The organism is Kribbella sp. CA-253562, from assembly GCF_050942265.1.
Taxonomy (GTDB): Bacteria; Actinomycetota; Actinomycetes; order Propionibacteriales; family Kribbellaceae; genus Kribbella.
On record NZ_CP192049.1, the window covers coordinates 8,549,657 to 8,566,647 of the forward strand.

Here is a 16,991-nt window from a genome sequence, read left to right on the forward strand (position 1 = left end):
TACCAGCTTTGCTGGACCTGGAACAGATCAACTCCATCTGTGTCAGAGATACTAGAGCCATGGAACTCCGCCATTTGCGGCACTTCGTGGCACTCGCCGAGGAGCGCAGCTTCACCCGGGCGGCCGAGCGCGAGCACATCGTGCAATCCGGGCTGTCCACCTCGATCCGGGCGCTGGAGAAGGAAGTCGGTGCCTTGCTCTTCGTCCGCGGCACCCGGCCGGTCCGGCTGACCGCCGAGGGAACGGCCCTACTGCCCGCGGCCCGGCACACCCTCGACGCGGCGGCCGCGGCGCGCCAGGCGGTGCAGGACGCGCACGGCGTACTGTCTGGTCGGCTCAAGATCGGGGCGCTCCAGACGAGCGGCCACCGGCTTCCGTTCTCGTCCTGGCTGGCCGAGTTCGCGCTGGCCCACCCGGGCGTCGACATCTCGGTGCAGCAGTTGCCCGCGATGCAGATGGTCGACCTGGTCGCCGACGGCCGCCTCGACTGCGCGCTGGTCTCTCCGGCCACCGACCGCATCCCCGGCGTCGAACTGACCCGCCTGCACGCCGAACCGATCGTCCTGACCGTGCCGTTGACCCACCCGTTGGCGCACCGCGACTCCGTGACGCTGGCCGACCTCGACGGTGAACGCTTCGTCGAGCCTCCGGCCCAGTGGGCGATCCGCACCACGGTCGACACCGCCTTCCGCGAGGCCGGGCTCACCCGCCGAATCGTCTGCGAGGTGAACGAGTGGACGATGGTGCTCGACCTGGTCGCTGCCGGCGTCGGCCTCACGCTGACCCCGACCGGCTTCGACCGCCCGCCCCAGGTCGCCGCCGCCACCCGCCAGGTCCCCGTCACCGACCTGACCGTCCAGCGCCGCATCGACCTCGTCCTGCCCGTGGGCCACGCCGCCACCCCCGCCGCTCGCCGCTTTCGCGACCTCGTGGTGGCCCGGCACAGCGCCGACGACGGCGGACCGGACCCCGGCCCGGCACGGTGACTTGTGGAACTCAGCGCGACGAACTCTTGACCCGGCGTGACGCGCTAGGGAGGATCACTGCGGACGCGGGCTGACAACCTTGTCATCGGGGCCGCGTGACCATCAGGGTGCTCGTGTTCGGCGAGCACTTTCTGCCGTGCTAGGAGCCGAGATGAAACTCCGCCGCCCACTGGGGCTCGTCACGTCTCTGGGGCTTGTTGTGACAATGTCTGCCATGACGTCAGCGAGCGCCTCCGTAACCACCTCCGCCCAGGCGAGCCAGCAGCCTGTGGTGAGTGGGGCTTCCTACTTCACCTCCTTCGAGCCGGGCCAGCCGCAGCCCGGCTACACCGACGCGGTCGAGACCGGGCCGGACGGGAAACCGCGCACCGACGGTGTCCGGGGACCGACGCCGACCGGGATCGGCGGCAGCGAGATGGACAAGGTCACCCAGGTGACCGCCAGCGGTGAGAACACCGGTGGCGGCGAGATCGCCACCAACGCCGCCGACGGGGACAAGTTCACCAAATGGCTGGTCTTCGCGAAGACCGGCTGGCTGGTCTACCAGACATCGGCCCCGGTCACCTTGCGCAAGTACGCGCTGACCTCGGCGAACGACGCCGACGGCCGCGACCCGCAGAACTGGACCGTGTCCGGCTCCAACGACGGGACGACCTGGACCACGCTCGACACCCGCACCGGCGAGTCGTTCGAGAACCGGTTCCAGACCAAGGAGTACACCGTCGCGAACGAGACGGCGTACACCTACTTCAAGCTCGACGTCACGCTCAACCACGGCGAGAACATCGTCCAGCTCGCCGACTGGTACCTGTCGAACGGCGCCCCGCTGCCACCTCCTGGTGAGGTCGCCGAGTCGCGGCTCGACTCCGGCCCGACCAGCGCCTACAACGCCCGGGCCCGGACCGGCTTCACCGGCGTCAAGTCCTTCCGGTACGCCGGCCACCAGACCGCCGAGGGCCGCGGCTACACCTGGAACAAGATCGCCGACGTCGACCTCAAGGTCGGCAAGAGCACACGGCTGTCGTACAAGATCTTCCCCGAGCACGTCGAGGGCGATCTCAGCTACCCGAGCACGTACGCCGCGCTCGACCTGGCGTTCTCCGACGGCACCTACCTGAGCGACCTGAAGGCCAAGGACCACCACGGCTTCGAGCTCAGCCCGCGGGGCCAGGGCGACGCCAAGGGCCTGTCCACCAACCAGTGGAACAACATAGAGGCGGACCTCGGCAAGTACGCGACCGGCAAGACGATCCAGCGGATCCTGGTCGGCTACGACAAGCCCGAGGGCCCGGCCGACTTCCGTGGCTGGATCGACGACGTCCGGATCGCCAAGGCCGAGAACCCGGACGAGGCGGCGCGCAAGACCGCGGCCAAGCACCCGTCGGACCTCGCGATCACCACGCGCGGCACGAACGCGACCGGCGGCTTCTCGCGCGGCAACAACATCCCGGCGACCGCCGTACCGCACGGCTTCAACTTCTGGACCCCGGTGACGAACGCCGGCTCGACGTCCTGGCTGTACGACTACGCCAAGGGCAACAACGAGCAGAACAAGCCGGAGATCCAGGCGCTGTCGATCAGTCACGAGCCGAGCCCGTGGATGGGTGACCGGCAGACCTTCCAGGTGATGCCGTCCACCGCGGCCACGCCGACCGCGGACCGCAAGGCCCGCGCCTGGGCGTTCAGCCACGACAACGAGATCGCCCGGCCGTACTACTACGGCGTCACCTTCGACAACGGCAACGCGCTCGAGGTGGCCCCGACCGACCACGCGGCGATGCTGCGGTTCAGCTTCCCCGAGGGCAACGCCTCGCTGGTCTTCGACAACGCCAACAACAACGGCGGGCTGACACTCGACCCGGCGACCGGTGTGGTGACCGGCTTCAGCGACGTGAAGAGCGGCCTGTCCACCGGCGCCGGCCGGCTGTTCGTGTACGGCGTGGTCGACCAGAAGGTGCTTGCCTCCGGCAAGCTCGCGGACGGCGGCGGCGCCAACGTCGGCGGCTACTTCAGCTTCGGCCAGGACGTCCAGCAGGTCCAGCTGCGGATCGCCACCTCGCTGATCGGCACCGCGCAGGCGAAGAAGAACCTGGAGCTCGAGCTCGGCGCCGACAGCAAGTTCGACAAGGTGAAGTCGGCGGCGCAGAAGCTCTGGGACGCCAAGCTGCGCACGATCGAGGTCGAGGGCGCGAGCGCGGACCAGCTGACCACGCTCTACTCGAACCTGTACCGACTGTTCCTCTACCCGAACAACGGCTCGGAGAACACCGGTACGGCGAAGAAGCCGGTGATCACCTACGCCTCGCCGGTCTCGCCGAAGGTCGGCGCGGACACCCCGACCACGACCGGCTCGAAGCTGGTGGCCGGGCAGACCTATGTGAACAACGGGTTCTGGGACACCTACCGGACCGTTTGGCCGGCGTACAGCCTGTTCGCGCAGGACACCGCCGACGACCTGGTGAACGGTTTCGTCCAGCAGTACAAGGACGGCGGCTGGATCTCGCGCTGGTCCTCGCCGGGCTACGCGAACCTGATGGTCGGCACCAGCTCGGACGTCGCCTTCGCCGACGCCTATCTGAAGGGCATCAAGGGCATCGACGTGCAGGCGGCGTACGACGCGGCGCTGAAGAACGCGGCGGTCCGCCCACCGACCGAGAACGTCGGCCGCAAGGGCCTGGACCGGTCGACCTTCAACGGCTACACCGCGAACAGCACGGCCGAGGGCTTCAGCTGGTCGATGGACGGTTACATCAACGACTACGGCATCGCGAACATGTCGAAGGCGCTGTACGACGCGGCGAAGAAGAGCGACCCGCGCAAGCAGGAGTACCTGGACAACTACCACTACTACCTGAACCGGGCGCGCAACTACGTCACGCTGTTCGACCCGGCGATCGGCTTCTTCCAGGGCAAGAACGCCGACGGCGTCTGGGGTCACTCGCCGAGCACGTTCGACCCGCGCGACTGGGGTCACGACTACACCGAGACCAACGCCTGGAACATGGCCTTCTCCACCCCGCAGGACGGCGCCGGCCTGGCCGCCCTGTACGGCGGCCGCGACGGGCTGGCGAAGAAGCTCGACGAGTTCTTCTCCACCCCCGAGGACGCCACCCACGTCGGCGGGTACGGCGGCACGATCCACGAGATGCTCGAGGCGCGGGACGTCCGGATGGGCCAGTACGGCCACAGCAACCAGCCGTCGCACCACATCGCGTACATGTACAACTTCGCCGGTCAGCCGGCGAAGACGCAGGAGAAGGTGCGGGAGGTGCTGAGCCGGCTGTACCTCGGCTCGGAGATCGGGCAGGGCTACCCCGGCGACGAGGACAACGGCGAGATGTCGGCCTGGTACCTGTTCAGCATGCTCGGGTTCTACCCGCTGCAGGTGGGCTCGCCGTCGTACGCGATCGGGTCGCCGTTGTTCACCAAGGCGACGGTGAACCTGCCGGGCGGCAAGAAGCTGGTGGTCAGCGCGCCGAAGAACAGCGCGAAGAACGTCTACGTCAAGGGCGTCAAGGTCAACGGCAAGAAGTGGAGCTCGACCGCGCTGCCGCACGACCTGATCGCGCACGGCGGCAAGATCGAGTTCGACATGACCGACCAGCCGGCGGCCTGGGGCTCCGGCCGCAACGACGCGCCGCCGTCGATCACCACGCCCGGTGAGGACCCGAAGACCTGGCGGGACTCGACCGAGGACGAGGGTGCGGTCACCGCGGCCGGCGGGGTCGACGTGTCGGCGCTGACCGACAACGACTCCAAGCAGCAGGTCACGCTGACCGGCGCTTCGCCGACGGTGACCGTCACGCTGCAGCAGGGGCGGCCGGTGACGATGTACACGCTGACCAGTGGAGCCACCGGCGCCGCGCCTTCGGGCTGGACGCTGGAGGGCTCGAACGACGGGACCAAGTGGACGACCGTGGACAAGCGGTCGGGCCAGACCTGGGCCTTCCCGTCGTACACACGGTCGTTCAGCGTGGCCCAGCCCAAGTCGTACACGCAGTACCGGCTGGTGCTGACGCCTGCGGCCGGGGCGACCGGGGTGACGCTGTCCGAGCTGGAGCTGCTCGGCACGCTGAAGGGCATCGAGGCCGGTAAGCACCCGAGCGAGCAGCGGGTCGCACAGTCGAAACCGACCCCGACGCCGTCGGCCTCGATCGAGCGCAACTACGGCTGATCGGATCCGGCGGAGCCGCTGACCAGCGGCTCCGCCGGACACCGTGCGGGGGCGGTACGCCGGGCAACCAGCTTCGGCTCGGCCATCAGGCCGACCAATGCAACGGCTGCCAGCGCACCGCCCACCAGCGCGACGCTCGCGGTGCCCTGGTGGCTGATGAGCAGCCCGCCGAGCAGCGAGCCCGCGGCGATGCCGACATTGAAGGCGGAACTGCTTCCTGCCGAGGCCAGGTCGGTACTGCCCGGCGCGATCAGCAAGGTTCGGTGCGCCACCGCGGCCGCGAAAGCGCTGAACGCCAGGCCCATCATCGCGAGCAGAACGACAGCCGCCGCCTGGACCGAGCCCAGCAACGCCAGCCCGGCCAGTGCCATGGTCAACAGTCCGACCGCGGCAACGAGCGCCCCTCGCGGAGAGCGGTCGAGGAATTTGCCGACCACCAGTGTGCCGACGACGCCGGCCGCGCCGATCACCGCCAGCAGTGGGCCGAGCGACTGCGACCGGAAGCCGCTCACGTCGAGCAGGAACGGCGTGACATAGGTGTAGGTGGTCATCGCTCCGGCCACCGCGACCGCCGTGACCGCGACGAGCAGCGCATACCGCCGGGCGTCGGGCATCGAGCCGCGCGTGACCGCGTCGTCCTTGCGGGCGGTCGACGGCAGCAACGCGCCGAGCACGGCCGCGGTGGCCAGGGTGAGACCGGCCATCACCAGCATCGCCGTCCGCCAGCCCGCCTGCTGGCCGAGCCAGGTCCCGGCCGGTACGCCGAGCACCGGGGCGAGTGCGTTGCCGATTCCCATTCTGGCGATGGCGCGGCCGCGAACCTCGGGCGGGAAGAGGCCGGTCGCCGTCGAGGCCACCACCGACCAGAACAGTGACTGGGACAGCGCGGAGATCAGACGGGAGAGCAGCAGGACTTCGAAGTTCGGCGCCAGTGCGGCAGCCACCAGACCGAGGCCGAGCAGACCGAGGCTCGTGGTGATCAGGAACCGGCGCGGGATTCGCTGGGTGGCCCGGGTCATCGGCACGGACATCAGGACGACGACCGCGGCGTACCCGGTCACCAGCAGGCCGATCTCCGATCGGGATCTGCCGAGGTCGTCGGCGATCACGGTGAGCAGGCCGATCGGCAGCACCTCGCTCGTGACGTAGACGAAGGCTCCGACCGCCAGCGCTGCCAGTGCGGTGGTCGCCCGCCGTGAGTCGTACTGCGTCGCCATGACCCCTCCTGATCGATGATTCCAGTATCAGGCTTTACAGTGGTAGCATTGCAGGTATGGCAGCCCAGCACAATCCCCCGTTGCGGATCGTCGGAGGTCATCTGGCCCTCGACCTGGTCAACACCGTCGCTCCTCGGCGTCCGGCCGGACCCGAGCGGGACGAGTACCTGGGCGAACCGGCGGATCTGCTCGAGTGGGCGCAGCGGGTCGAGCTGGTCGATTCCGCGGAGGCGGCCACGGTCGCGGAGGCGTGGCGCGCTGCCCCCGGGGCCGATCAGCAGGCGCTTCGGGTTGCGCTGGAGGTCCGGGAGGCGACGTACGCACTGCTCACTGCCCGCGTGCCCGCGGCGGAGGCGCCAGTGGATTCGAGCGTGGCGATCGGGACTCTCAACCTGCACTGGGCCGCTGCTTCGGCTCGATCGGCGCTGGTGCAGGACGGCGCCTCGGTCCGGCTGCGGGTGGGGACCACTCCGGCGCAGCTGATCCCGGACCGGCTGACGCGGATCGTCGTGGATTTCCTGACCGCGGCCGACACCAGCCGGCTCAAGGAGTGCCCCGTCGAGCAGGGCGGCTGCGGGTTCCTGTTCCTCGACCACAGCCGCAACGGCTCGCGCCGCTGGTGCGCCATGGCAGACTGCGGGTCGAGCGTGAAGGCGCGGCGGCTGACCGCCAACCGGCGAGCGCGAGCTACCGGCAAAACCGAATAGAGCGGTAGCCACTGGCAGGCTGCGGCCACAAAAATTCCGGCGGAACCTGCCCCTGAGAGGTTCCGCCGGACGGCTGTGACGTTGAAGGGAGGGGTGGCGTCCCCGCCCGGACTGCCACCCCTACCACTCGTACTGACGATCGAGCTGCCGGATAGGTTGCCCGGTTGCGAAAGAGTCCACATCGCGAGATGGAGGCGAGATGCCCGACGTGCCCCGGCAGCTGGCCGAGCTGCGGCTCCGCGCGGAGCAGTGCCTCCGGGACGACCGCCACCAGGAGTTGCTGGAGCTGGTGCCGTCGCTCCGGACTGACATCGAGTGGTGGAGCCACTTGTGGGCGCCGGGCGCCGCACTGGCCGCTCACCACGTCGGCTCCTCGGTGGCATGGCAGCTGCTCGAGGAGGCGGTGGCGGGTGGGTTCAGCCAGCCGGAGCTGTTCGACGGCGAGCTGGAGAAGGTGTTCGGAGCTGAGGCTGGCTGGCCGTCGCTGGAGCGACGGATGCTCGGCAACGTCCCTCTGCCGCGGCTGCAGCTGACCGACTGGCCCGAGGCCGAGCCGATGCTCCCGCTGGAGCTCTACACGATCGCGCCGGATCGGCTGGACGGGCTGCTGCAGCGTCTGCCCGTACCGTCTGAGTCCGCCTGGGCAACTGCGGTCCAGCTGCTCGAGTGGGTGCACAACTCCTGGCGGCATGCCAACGACCATGTGGACGAACCGGACGCGCTGACCGTGCTCGAACGGGTCGACGCCGGCGAACGGTTCGCCTGCGTCGAGTACTCGATCGTGCTCAGCCAGGCGCTCAACGCCGTCCGGATCCCGGCGAGACGGGTCGATCTGCGGCAGAGCTCGCACCACGCGGGAGTCGGGCGCGGCCACGTCGTCAGCGAGGCCTGGATCGACGACCTCGACCGGTGGGTCGTGCTGGACGGCCAGAACGGCTCGTACTGGGTCGACGACTCCGGTACGCCGCTCGGCGTGCGGGAGCTCCAGGCACTCGACACGGCTCCGCGGTTCGTCGGTCCAGGGTCGGTCAGTCCTGGGCAGGCGGCCGCCTGGTTCACGTACTTCGCGTCGGCGACAACCACCGGCGTGACCTGGACGGGCGAGACGTTCGCACCGGTTTTCCAGGGTTCACGGGTGATCGAGACGCCGCGCCTCGTCCGCGACGGCGAACCGGCGTACCCGCGGCTGTCGGCGCTGGCGACCGGCCTCGGCGGGACAGTCGAGCGGCCGGTCGTCCGGTTCCAGCACTGCCACCCGTACGGCGTGGGGATCCGGCTGCACCTCGCCTCGGGCACCGTCGACGCGGCCGAGTGGGCGCTGGACCTGACGCCGGGAGCGCACGAACTCGCCGTCGCCGTCGTCACGCCGTACGGGGAGACGGCGCCGCAGCGGTTCGCCTACTTGGTGAGGTAGGCCCGCGCGGTGGCGCTCCACTCGTCGGCCCGGTGAGGCCGTCTTGAGCAGAACTATTCAGCCCGACCAACGGCCGGTGAAGAAGGCCGCGGCCCAGATCGCGGCCAGTGGTATCGCCAGCCCGAGGTAGACCCGGCCCAGCCAGGGTCTCCGGTGCAGCAGCACTGCCAGCCCGATCCACAGCGGCCACCACAGCAGCGTTGCCCGCGTCAGCGAGTACACCCAGTACGACGTGACGAAGGCGGCCACCGTCGCCCCGACCCAGGCGGCTTCACCCCACGACCGGCGCCAGAGCAGCCAGACGAGCAGCAGCAGGCCGATCGCCAGCGCGACCAGCTCGGCGCGGAACATCCAGGTCCAGTCGGTCCGGTCGCCCGGGAAATGCCCCTTGGTGGCGGCCTCGTAGGTGTGCACGATCGACGTCCACGGCCAGGTGAACTCGCGCGCCCAGCCCTTCTCCTGCGCGTCCTGCCAGGCGAACCAGGAGCCGTGGATCTGCTTCAGGTACGCCATGAAGCCGAGCACCGGCACGGCCGGCAGAGCCAGCCACGGAAGCGACCGCCAGTCGCGTTTCTTCGAGGTGATGAATTCGACGGCCAGCGCGAAGATCAGGAACAGGCCCGAGACCCGGACCGTCGACGCCAGCGCGACCAGCACCGCCGCCCGGGCCCACCGCCCCTGCCGGGCCGCCAGCCACGCCGGGAACGCGAACGCGCAGAACAGCGCCTCGGTGTACGGCGCGGCCAGGAACACACCGACCGGCGCCGCGAACCAGACCAGCGCGGCCGTCGGCCCGAAGTCCCGCAGCTCGGGGAACTCGTACTGCGCGAGCTTGGCCAGCCACACTCCCGCGACCGCACTGGCGATCGCCGAGACCAGAATGCCGCCCCCGACGTACCCGATGCCGAGCCAACTGGCGGCGCGCATCAGGACCGGGAGACCGGGGAAGAACGCCGCGAGCGGCGCGCCCGACGGCTCGCCGTTCGCGTAGCCGAACTCCGCGATCGCCTTGAAGTGCCAGACGTCCCACTGCCACCAGGCGCGCCAGACGTTCGGGTAGGTGTCGCCGCGGTTGAACAGCAGCGGCGCCGACAGCGCGAGCAGGAAGATGCCCGCCCGCGTCACCAACCACCAGCCGAGCGCCTCGCGACTCAGCTGGTCAGGCAACCACTGGCGGATCCCAGCCAGACCGGTCTCCCGAGCCCGCCGCCCCCGCTTCGGCTGCTCCCCAGCCGTCCGCTCGAACACACCCCCATCGTGCCCCATCCCGCCGAACCGGCTCCGCTCCGGTCAGCGGGCGCGCTGGTGGAGCTACTGCTCCTCGTTGCCGTTGCCGCCACCCTGTCCGCCACCGGGTGGATCGTTCGGCCCGGTGGGGAAGGTGATCGTCGGGCGCGGGGGCTTGGGCGTTTTGGTCGGGGTCGGGTCGTTGGGGGTGTTCGTCGGCGTGTTGCTGGGAGTTCTGGTCGGCGTGTTGCTGGGGGTGTTGGACGGCGTGTTGCTCGGCGTGTTCGACGGGGTGTTGCTCGGCGTCTTGGTCGGCGTCGGCGTGTACGTCGGCGTCGGGGTGTCCATCGAGTCCGGGTCCGGCTTGTCGAACTCCTTGACCTCCGAGTCACTCAACGCCGCCTCCATGAAGGCCATCCAGGTCTTCAGCGGCCAGTTGCCACCGAAAAACGCCTCGTCGCTGCTGTACGGGTCGAGGTCGCTCTCACCGGTCTTGCCGGCGCGGTAGAGCACCGACGTGGACAGGTCGGGGGTGTAGCCGGTCCACCAGGAGGTCAGCGTGTCCTTGCCGTCCAGACAGCCGTCGCACTTGGTGTTCGCGGCGCGGTGCTCGACCGCGACGCCACCGGCGGTCCCGGTCTTGCCGGCCACCGGGCGGTCCAGCTCGGCGGCGTCCTCACCGGTGCCGTTGCGCTTGGTCACTTCCTGCAGCGCGAGATTGACCTTGGCGGCGATCTCCGGGTCGAACTTCTGCTGCGGCTTGTACTTCTCTTTGGCCGAGAAGTTCTTCTCGTTGCCCGGCGAGGTGACGGACTTGATCGTGTGCACCGGCGCGTAGACACCGTTCGCGGCGAAGGTCGCGTACGCGTTCGCCATCTCGACCGGCGAGGCGTACGGATCGGGACCGAGCACGGTGGACGGGTTGTTCCGGCCGCGCTCGAGCGCCGTGGTCTTCGGGATGCCCGCCTTCTCAGCCGCCTCGACCAGCTTGTTCGGGCCGTCCTCCATCTGCCGGTCGACGAGATCGTAGAAGGCCGTGTTGATCGACTGTTTGGTGGCTTCCATCAGCGTGACGTCGCCGTAGTCACGGTCGAACTCGTTGTTCAGCTCCTGGCCCTGGACCTCGATCGGGCTGTCACCCTGGTAGACGTCGTACAGGCCCCGGCCGTCCTCCAGCGCGGCCGCGACGGCGAACGGCTTGAACGAGGAGCCGGGACGGGCCCGCAGCGTGGCCCAGTTCAGCTGGCTCTTCAGGTAGTCGGGTCCGCCGTACACGGCGACCAGCTCGCCGGTGCCGGGGCGGACCGACGCCAGACCGACGTGCAGTTCGTTCTTCTTCTTCGGCAGCCGCCGGGTACCGGCACCGACCGCCCGGTTCTGGTCGTCGAAGTTGAAGGTCGTCACCACTCGCAGACCGCCGCCGCTGATCTCGTCGGCGTCGTAGCCGATCCGCTCCAGCTCCTTGCGGGCCATGTCGAGCAGGAAGCCCTTGGATCCGGCGAAGCGGGGACTTTTCTTCTTCTTGTTCAGCGCCGGCAGCTTCTTGCTCATCGTCGCGTACTGCGCGTCGGTGATCGTGCCACCCTGGCGCATTCCGTCCAGCACGTACCGGTAGCGGTCGAGGATCCGCTGCTGGGCCTCCGGCTTGTCCGGGTCGAAGTAGCTCGGGTTGTTCAGCACCGTGGCCAGGAAGGCGGCCTTGTCCGGCCCGAGCTTCTTCGGGTCCGGGATGCTGAAGTACGCGTCGCCGGCGGCGCTGATGCCATAGGCGCCCTCACCGAAGTAGATCGTGTTGAGGTAGCCCTCGAGGATCTCCTTCTTGTCGGTCTGCCGGCTCAGCTTGGTGGCGATGAACAGCTCGGAGAACTTCCGCGAGAAGGTCCGCTCCTGGGTCAGGTACATGATCTTCACGTACTGCTGGGTGATCGTCGAACCACCCTGGAGCTGCTTGCCGCGGGCAATGTTGAACGCCGCCCGCGCCATGCCCGACGGCGACACGCCAGGGTTGGTCCAGAAGGTCCTGTCCTCAGCCGCGATCACCGCGTCCTGCACCGTCTTCGGGATCTGGCTCAGCGGCACCGACTGGCGGTTCTGGTCGAAGAACGTGCCCAGCACCCGCTCGCCGTCGTCGTAGTACACCGTCGTGGTGTTGGTCTTGAACTCTTTGTTCGGGTCCGGGATGTCGGTCGTCTGGTACCCGATGAAGAAGGTCGCCGCCGCCCCGATCACTCCGAGGAAGAACAGTCCCAGCAACCATCCCGCCACCCGCAGCGCCCAGTGCTTCTTCCGGCGCGCACGAGACGGGGCGGCCTTGCGACGAGCTTCACTCACTGTCCAGTCCTCGACGATCTCGCTGAAGTCATTGGCACCCAGACTAGAGGTGATGTGGTAACGGCCCCTAAATGGCCACGCACGGTGATCAACCGGTAACGTGCGGCGCCAGCAGCGTCACAGCGAGCAACGCCGCGGGGAAACAGGCGAGGAACAGTGTGAACGTGTAGCCCATGATGTCGCGGGCCTTGAGGCCGAGAATCGCGAGCGTCGGCAGCATCCAGAACGGCTGCAGCAGGTTCGCGCTGGCCTCGCCGAGGTCGTAGACGACAACCATCCAGCCGGCGTCCACCTTCAGCTCGTTCGCCGCGGCCAGCACGTACGGCGCCTCGATCACCCACTTGCTGCCGCCGCTGGGCACGAAGACGCCGAGGATGCACGAGTAGATCGCGACCAGCGGCGGGAAGAAGAACTGAGTGCTCGCCTGCACGAGCCAGCCGGCCAGGCGCGCCGAGATGCCGGTGTAGGCGATCATGCCGAAGATCCCGCCGTACAGCGGGAACTGCAGCAGTACGCCGGCCGCCGCCGGTGCGCCGTCCCGGACCGCCCGGGCCATCCGCCACGGCCGCCAGTGCAGCAGCAGCGCGAGCAGGAACAGGATCAGGTTGACCGTGTTCAGGTCGAGCGCGTTGAAGAAGCTCTTGCCGTCGAAGTACCGGACCAGGTAGACCGCGCCGAGCAGCACGATCAGCAGGCTGAACAGCGGCGAGTGCTCGAGCCAGTCGCCCGGCCGCCGGGTCTCGCCGTTCACGCGCTGCCCGTTGTACGCCGAGCCGCGCCCGATCAGCGGCTTCAGCTCGATCCCGAGATGCTCGGCGGTCTTGGAGTTGTCCTCGCCCGGCGCGATCAGCCAGGCCATCGTCACGCCCACGGCGTACACGAAGAGCGTCGCGACGATCGCCTGCCAGGTGAAGATCGTGTCGCTGAGCGGGATCACCCCACTGGCGTGACCGGCCGCGCGGATCACCTCCTGCACCGGCTCGGGGCTGCTGCTCGGGCTGGCGACCTGGAGCGCGGCCGAGCCGGACAGTCCCTGCGCCCAGACCGTGCCGAGCCCGAGGAACGCCATCGCGCCGAGCGCCCGGTAGTCCGCCTTCGGCACGTTCCGGGCGACCTCGCGGGCCAGGATCGCGGCGAAGATCAGGCTGAACGCCCAGTTCAGGTACGACGCGAACATGGCGACGGCCGCGACGAAGGCCACCGCGCCGCGCGGCGACTTCGGCATCCGGGCCAGCCGGGTGATCAGGCGGGCGACCGGGCCGCTGGTCGCCACGGCGTACCCGCCGATGATGATCATCGCCATCTGCAGCGTGAAGGTGATCAGGCTCCAGAAGCCCAGGCCCCAGGCGTCGACCAGGCCGTAGCCGCGCGTCGCGGCCGGGTCGTCGGGGCGTTTCAGCAGCGGCTCGCCGGTCACCAGCCCGAACAGCAGCACCACGAAGGTGCCGACCAGGACGAACCCGAAGGCGTCCGGCAGCCACTTCTCGGTGAACGCGGTGAACCGCAGCGCGATCCGGGCCAGCGGCCCTTCGCCCTCGGTGCCGTGCCTCGCGTGCTTTGCCTGAGTCTCGGCCATGACCCTCCGCTCTGGACCCACGACGCTGTGTGTCAAGTGAATAACGCGGCAGGGCCTCTGACGTAACAACTTTCCCGGCACGGATCCCGCCGAGGTGACAAAGGTCGACTTTGTCATGAGTTGTCGCCCCGTCAACGAACTGCTTACAGTGGCGGCACGATGTATCGAGCCGATACATCAGGTCATGACAAACTGGGTCGAGGGAGGTGGGTCATGGGAAACCGCAGTGGGGTCCTGGAGCTCGCCGTACTCGGCCTGCTGCACGAAGCGCCGATGCACGGCTACGAGCTCCGCAAGCGCGTCAACGCCCAGTTCGGGTGGGGACGGGTGTTGTCGTTCGGGTCGCTCTATCCGTGTCTGAAGGCGATGCTCCGCACCGGCCTGATCGCGACCGAAGCCGGTACGCCGGACGGCCGCCGGCCCAAGATCGTCTACTCGATCACCGCCGACGGGAAGGACCACTTCGCGCACGCCATGCACGACGCGGGCCCGTCGGCCTGGGACGACGACACCTTCGGCGTCCGGTTCTCGTTCTTCGGCCGGACCGACCCGGCCACCCGGTTGCGCATCCTCGAGGGCCGCCGGGCCCGGATGGAGGAGCGGCTGGCCAACTTCCGGGCGGCGATGAGCCGGACCGCGGAGCGGGTCGACGCCTACACCCTCGAGCTGCAACGGCACGGCCTGGAGTCGGCCGAGCGCGAGGTCCGCTGGCTGAACGAGCTGATCGACGGCGAGCGGCGCCAGCAGCGGCCCCCAGACCAGAAACCGCCTGCAACACCCCCCAACTAAGGAGTTCCCCATGACTTCGATCCGCGTAGCGATCGTCGGTGTCGGCAACTGCGCCAGCTCGCTCGTGCAGGGCGTGCACTACTACCGTGACGCCAAGCCCGAAGAGCGCGTCCCCGGTCTGATGCACGTCCAGTTCGGCGACTACCACGTCCGCGACGTCGAGTTCGTCGCGGCGTTCGACGTGGACGGCAAGAAGGTCGGCCTCGACCTCGCCGACGCGATCGGTGCCAGCGAGAACAACACGATCAAGATCTGCGACGTGCCGCCGAGCGGCGTCACGGTGCAGCGCGGTCACACGCTGGACGGTCTGGGCAAGTACTACCGCGAGACGATCACCGAGTCCGAGGCCGAGCCGGTCGACGTCGTCGCCGCGCTGCGTGAGGCGCAGGTCGACGTCCTGGTCTGCTACCTGCCGGTCGGCTCCGAGCAGGCGGCGAAGTTCTACGCCCAGTGCGCGATCGACGCGAAGGTCGCCTTCGTCAACGCGCTGCCGGTGTTCATCGCGGGCACCAAGGAGTGGGCCGACAAGTTCACCGCGGCCGGCGTGCCGATCGTCGGCGACGACATCAAGTCGCAGATCGGCGCGACCATCACCCACCGCGTGCTGGCCAAGCTGTTCGAGGACCGCGGCGTCACCGTCGACCGGACCTACCAGCTGAACGTCGGCGGCAACATGGACTTCAAGAACATGCTGGAGCGCGAGCGGCTGGAGTCCAAGAAGATCAGCAAGACCCAGTCGGTCACCTCGCAGCTGGTCGACGACATCGACCCGCGCAACGTGCACATCGGCCCGTCGGACTACGTGGCCTGGCTGGACGACCGCAAGTGGGCCTTCATCCGGCTCGAGGGCCGCAACTTCGGCGACGTGCCGCTGTCGCTGGAGTACAAGCTCGAGGTCTGGGACTCGCCGAACTCGGCCGGCATCATCATCGACGCGATCCGCGCGGTGAAGATCGCCAAGGACCGCGGCATCGGCGGCCCGATCCTGTCCGCGTCGTCGTACTTCATGAAGTCGCCGCCGGAGCAGTACGCCGACGACGTCTGCCGCGACCTGGTGGAGAAGTTCATCAAGGGCGAGGTCGAGCGCTGATCGCGTCGTCCTGACCTGGCTGGGCCCTCACGAGTTGTCGTGGGGGCCCGCTAGGTTTTCTTCGTGCGACTTCATGTGGGCTGCGCGATGTGGACGCATGCGGCCTGGGACCTCGGCTCCAAGGACCGCCTGCGCACGTACGCGACCTGGTGCACCGCGGTCGAGGGCAACACGACCTTCTACGCGACGCCGTCCCGTAGCTCGGTCGAGAACTGGGCCGCGCAGACCGCGCCGGACTTCCGGTTCGTGGTGAAGCTGCCGAAGACCATCACGCACGAACGCCGGCTGCGCAGCGCCGACGCCGAGCTGGCCGGTTTCCTCTCCGCCCTGGAACCGCTCGGCCCGCGGGCCCACGCCTTCTGGATCCAGCTCCCGGCGTCCTTCGGCCCGGGTGACCTCGGCGCGCTCGCGACGTTCATGCACAAGCTCCCGCGCGACCACCGGTACGCCGTGGAGGTGCGGCACCGCGAGTTCTTCGACGACGAGCGGGCCGCGGGCAAGCTCGAGCAGGTCCTCGCCCGGACGGGATCGGAGTGGGTCCCGTTCGACACGACGACCCTGTTCGGCCGGCCCGCGACGAGCCTGGCCGAGCGCGAGGCGTGGATGAACAAGCCGCGCGTTCGCCGGCGTACGCGTGCTCTCACCGACCGCCCGATCGTCCGGTACATCGGGCGTGACGACCCGGAGCAGACCGCGGCCGGGTGGCAGGGCTGGGCCGACCTGAGCGCGGAGTGGTTGCGCGAGGGGCGATCGCCGACGATGTTCATCCACACCCCGGACAACGCGCTGGCGCTCGGGCTGGCGCGGCGGTTCCACGACGACGTCCGGGCCCGGGCGCCGGAGCTCGAGCCGCTGCCGGAACCGGTGGAGACCACGCCGCCGACGCTGTTCTGATCCGTTTTCTTCGCCAGAGGTTCAACCAGGGCGACATTCGTGTCTCGCCGCGGACGCCCGTTGTGCCCTAGGTTTGTTCACTGTGAGGTACGACGAGTTCCGCTCTGCGTATGACGCCGTCCAGCAGGCGTGCCTCGACGCGCGGCTGGACGTGGACGGTTTGGCCGCCGAAGTGAGCCGTTTGGCGGTGCTGGCCGACCAGGTGGAGCTCCGCTCCGAGCGCGAGGACGCCGCCTCTGACCTGGCGTCGCTGACCGACCTGCTGGAGATCGTCCGCCGGACCGCGCCGCCGCCGGCCTCACCGGCGTACGAGAAGGCGTTCCAGGAGGCGGCCGCGCTGACCGCCGAGGCGAACGCCGCGCAGGGTCCGGTCACCGAGCGGATCAAGCTGGCCCAGCGGGCGATCAAGAAGATCCGGACGCTGGCCGACCGGGTCGAGGATCCGGGCGAACGGTTCACGCTGCTGAAGATGACCGAACCGCTGGCCATGCTGGCCGACGGTCTCGAGCATTCGCGCTGACTCTGGTGAGCGGGTTGTCCACAGCCTTGTAACTCGCCCCTGATTCGGGGGACTTTCTCCATACCT

12 protein-coding genes are annotated in these 16,991 nt (G+C 68.9%); 8 read left to right on the forward strand and 4 right to left on the reverse strand.

Annotated elements, in window-relative coordinates; genetic code table 11:
• The first annotated feature begins 59 nt into the window (after positions 1-59).
• Complete coding sequence (locus ACQPXM_RS40800) at positions 60-986, forward strand: LysR family transcriptional regulator (RefSeq protein ID WP_432943346.1); 927 nt, start codon at positions 60-62, stop codon at positions 984-986.
• Between the two features lie 271 nt (positions 987-1,257).
• Positions 1,258-5,160, forward strand: coding sequence for a GH92 family glycosyl hydrolase (locus ACQPXM_RS40805; protein ID WP_432943347.1), 3,903 nt, complete (start codon positions 1,258-1,260; stop codon positions 5,158-5,160).
• On the opposite strand, the gene ACQPXM_RS40810 is transcribed toward ACQPXM_RS40805, so the two are convergent.
• The gene (locus ACQPXM_RS40810; protein ID WP_432943348.1) at positions 5,151-6,377 is read right to left on the reverse strand and encodes an MFS transporter; all 1,227 of its coding nucleotides are present in this window, start codon (positions 6,375-6,377) and stop codon (positions 5,151-5,153) included. The two genes, ACQPXM_RS40805 and ACQPXM_RS40810, sit on opposite strands and share 10 nt — an antisense overlap.
• Positions 6,378-6,433: 56 nt before the next feature.
• Between ACQPXM_RS40810 and ACQPXM_RS40815 the strand changes: the two genes are divergently transcribed.
• On the forward strand, positions 6,434-7,084 hold the full coding sequence (locus ACQPXM_RS40815) for a CGNR zinc finger domain-containing protein (protein WP_432943349.1): 651 nt from the start codon (positions 6,434-6,436) through the stop codon (positions 7,082-7,084).
• Between the two features lie 199 nt (positions 7,085-7,283).
• Positions 7,284-8,498, forward strand: a complete 1,215-nt coding sequence (locus ACQPXM_RS40820) for a transglutaminase domain-containing protein (RefSeq protein ID WP_432943350.1) — start codon at positions 7,284-7,286, stop codon at positions 8,496-8,498.
• 57 nt (positions 8,499-8,555) lie between these two features.
• Here the strand turns inward: ACQPXM_RS40820 and ACQPXM_RS40825 are convergent, their stop codons facing one another.
• The 3 genes from ACQPXM_RS40825 to ACQPXM_RS40835 all read right to left on the reverse strand — a co-directional run bounded on the left by ACQPXM_RS40825 (position 8,556) and on the right by ACQPXM_RS40835 (position 13,632).
• Positions 8,556-9,746, reverse strand: coding sequence for a mannosyltransferase family protein (locus ACQPXM_RS40825; protein WP_432943351.1), 1,191 nt, complete (start codon positions 9,744-9,746; stop codon positions 8,556-8,558).
• Positions 9,747-9,809: 63 nt separating this feature from the next.
• Positions 9,810-12,056, reverse strand: coding sequence for a transglycosylase domain-containing protein (locus ACQPXM_RS40830; RefSeq protein ID WP_432943352.1), 2,247 nt, complete (start codon positions 12,054-12,056; stop codon positions 9,810-9,812).
• Between the two features lie 88 nt (positions 12,057-12,144).
• Entirely contained in the window at positions 12,145-13,632 is a 1,488-nt protein-coding gene (locus ACQPXM_RS40835; RefSeq protein WP_432943353.1) for a short-chain fatty acid transporter, read from the reverse strand.
• 213 nt (positions 13,633-13,845) lie between these two features.
• Between ACQPXM_RS40835 and ACQPXM_RS40840 the strand changes: the two genes are divergently transcribed.
• The 4 genes from ACQPXM_RS40840 (at position 13,846) to ACQPXM_RS40855 (ending at position 16,925) form a co-directional block, all read left to right on the forward strand.
• Positions 13,846-14,421 (forward strand): helix-turn-helix transcriptional regulator, encoded by a 576-nt coding sequence (locus ACQPXM_RS40840; protein ID WP_432943354.1) that lies wholly within the window; start codon positions 13,846-13,848, stop codon positions 14,419-14,421.
• A gap of 10 nt (positions 14,422-14,431) precedes the next feature.
• Positions 14,432-15,511 carry an inositol-3-phosphate synthase gene (locus ACQPXM_RS40845; protein WP_432943355.1) on the forward strand — a complete coding sequence of 360 codons (1,080 nt, stop codon included), beginning with the start codon at positions 14,432-14,434 and terminating at the stop codon, positions 15,509-15,511.
• Between the two features lie 63 nt (positions 15,512-15,574).
• Complete coding sequence (locus ACQPXM_RS40850; RefSeq protein ID WP_432943356.1) at positions 15,575-16,405, forward strand: DUF72 domain-containing protein; 831 nt, start codon at positions 15,575-15,577, stop codon at positions 16,403-16,405.
• Between the two features lie 82 nt (positions 16,406-16,487).
• Positions 16,488-16,925, forward strand: a complete 438-nt coding sequence (locus ACQPXM_RS40855) for a hypothetical protein (RefSeq protein WP_432943357.1) — start codon at positions 16,488-16,490, stop codon at positions 16,923-16,925.
• Positions 16,926-16,991 lie beyond the last annotated feature (66 nt).

Excerpts from the sequence above, each read along its gene's own strand:
- ACQPXM_RS40840 (WP_432943354.1), top strand. The coding sequence starts at position 13,846 with ATGGGAAACCGCAGTGGGGTCCTGGAGCTCGCCGTACTCGGCCTGCTG.
- ACQPXM_RS40835 (WP_432943353.1), bottom strand. The coding sequence starts at position 13,632 with ATGGCCGAGACTCAGGCAAAGCACGCGAGGCACGGCACCGAGGGCGAA.
- ACQPXM_RS40815 (WP_432943349.1), top strand. The coding sequence starts at position 6,434 with ATGGCAGCCCAGCACAATCCCCCGTTGCGGATCGTCGGAGGTCATCTG.
- ACQPXM_RS40800 (WP_432943346.1), top strand. The coding sequence starts at position 60 with ATGGAACTCCGCCATTTGCGGCACTTCGTGGCACTCGCCGAGGAGCGC.
- ACQPXM_RS40845 (WP_432943355.1), top strand. The coding sequence starts at position 14,432 with ATGACTTCGATCCGCGTAGCGATCGTCGGTGTCGGCAACTGCGCCAGC.
- ACQPXM_RS40810 (WP_432943348.1), bottom strand. The coding sequence starts at position 6,377 with ATGGCGACGCAGTACGACTCACGGCGGGCGACCACCGCACTGGCAGCG.
- ACQPXM_RS40820 (WP_432943350.1), top strand. The coding sequence starts at position 7,284 with ATGCCCGACGTGCCCCGGCAGCTGGCCGAGCTGCGGCTCCGCGCGGAG.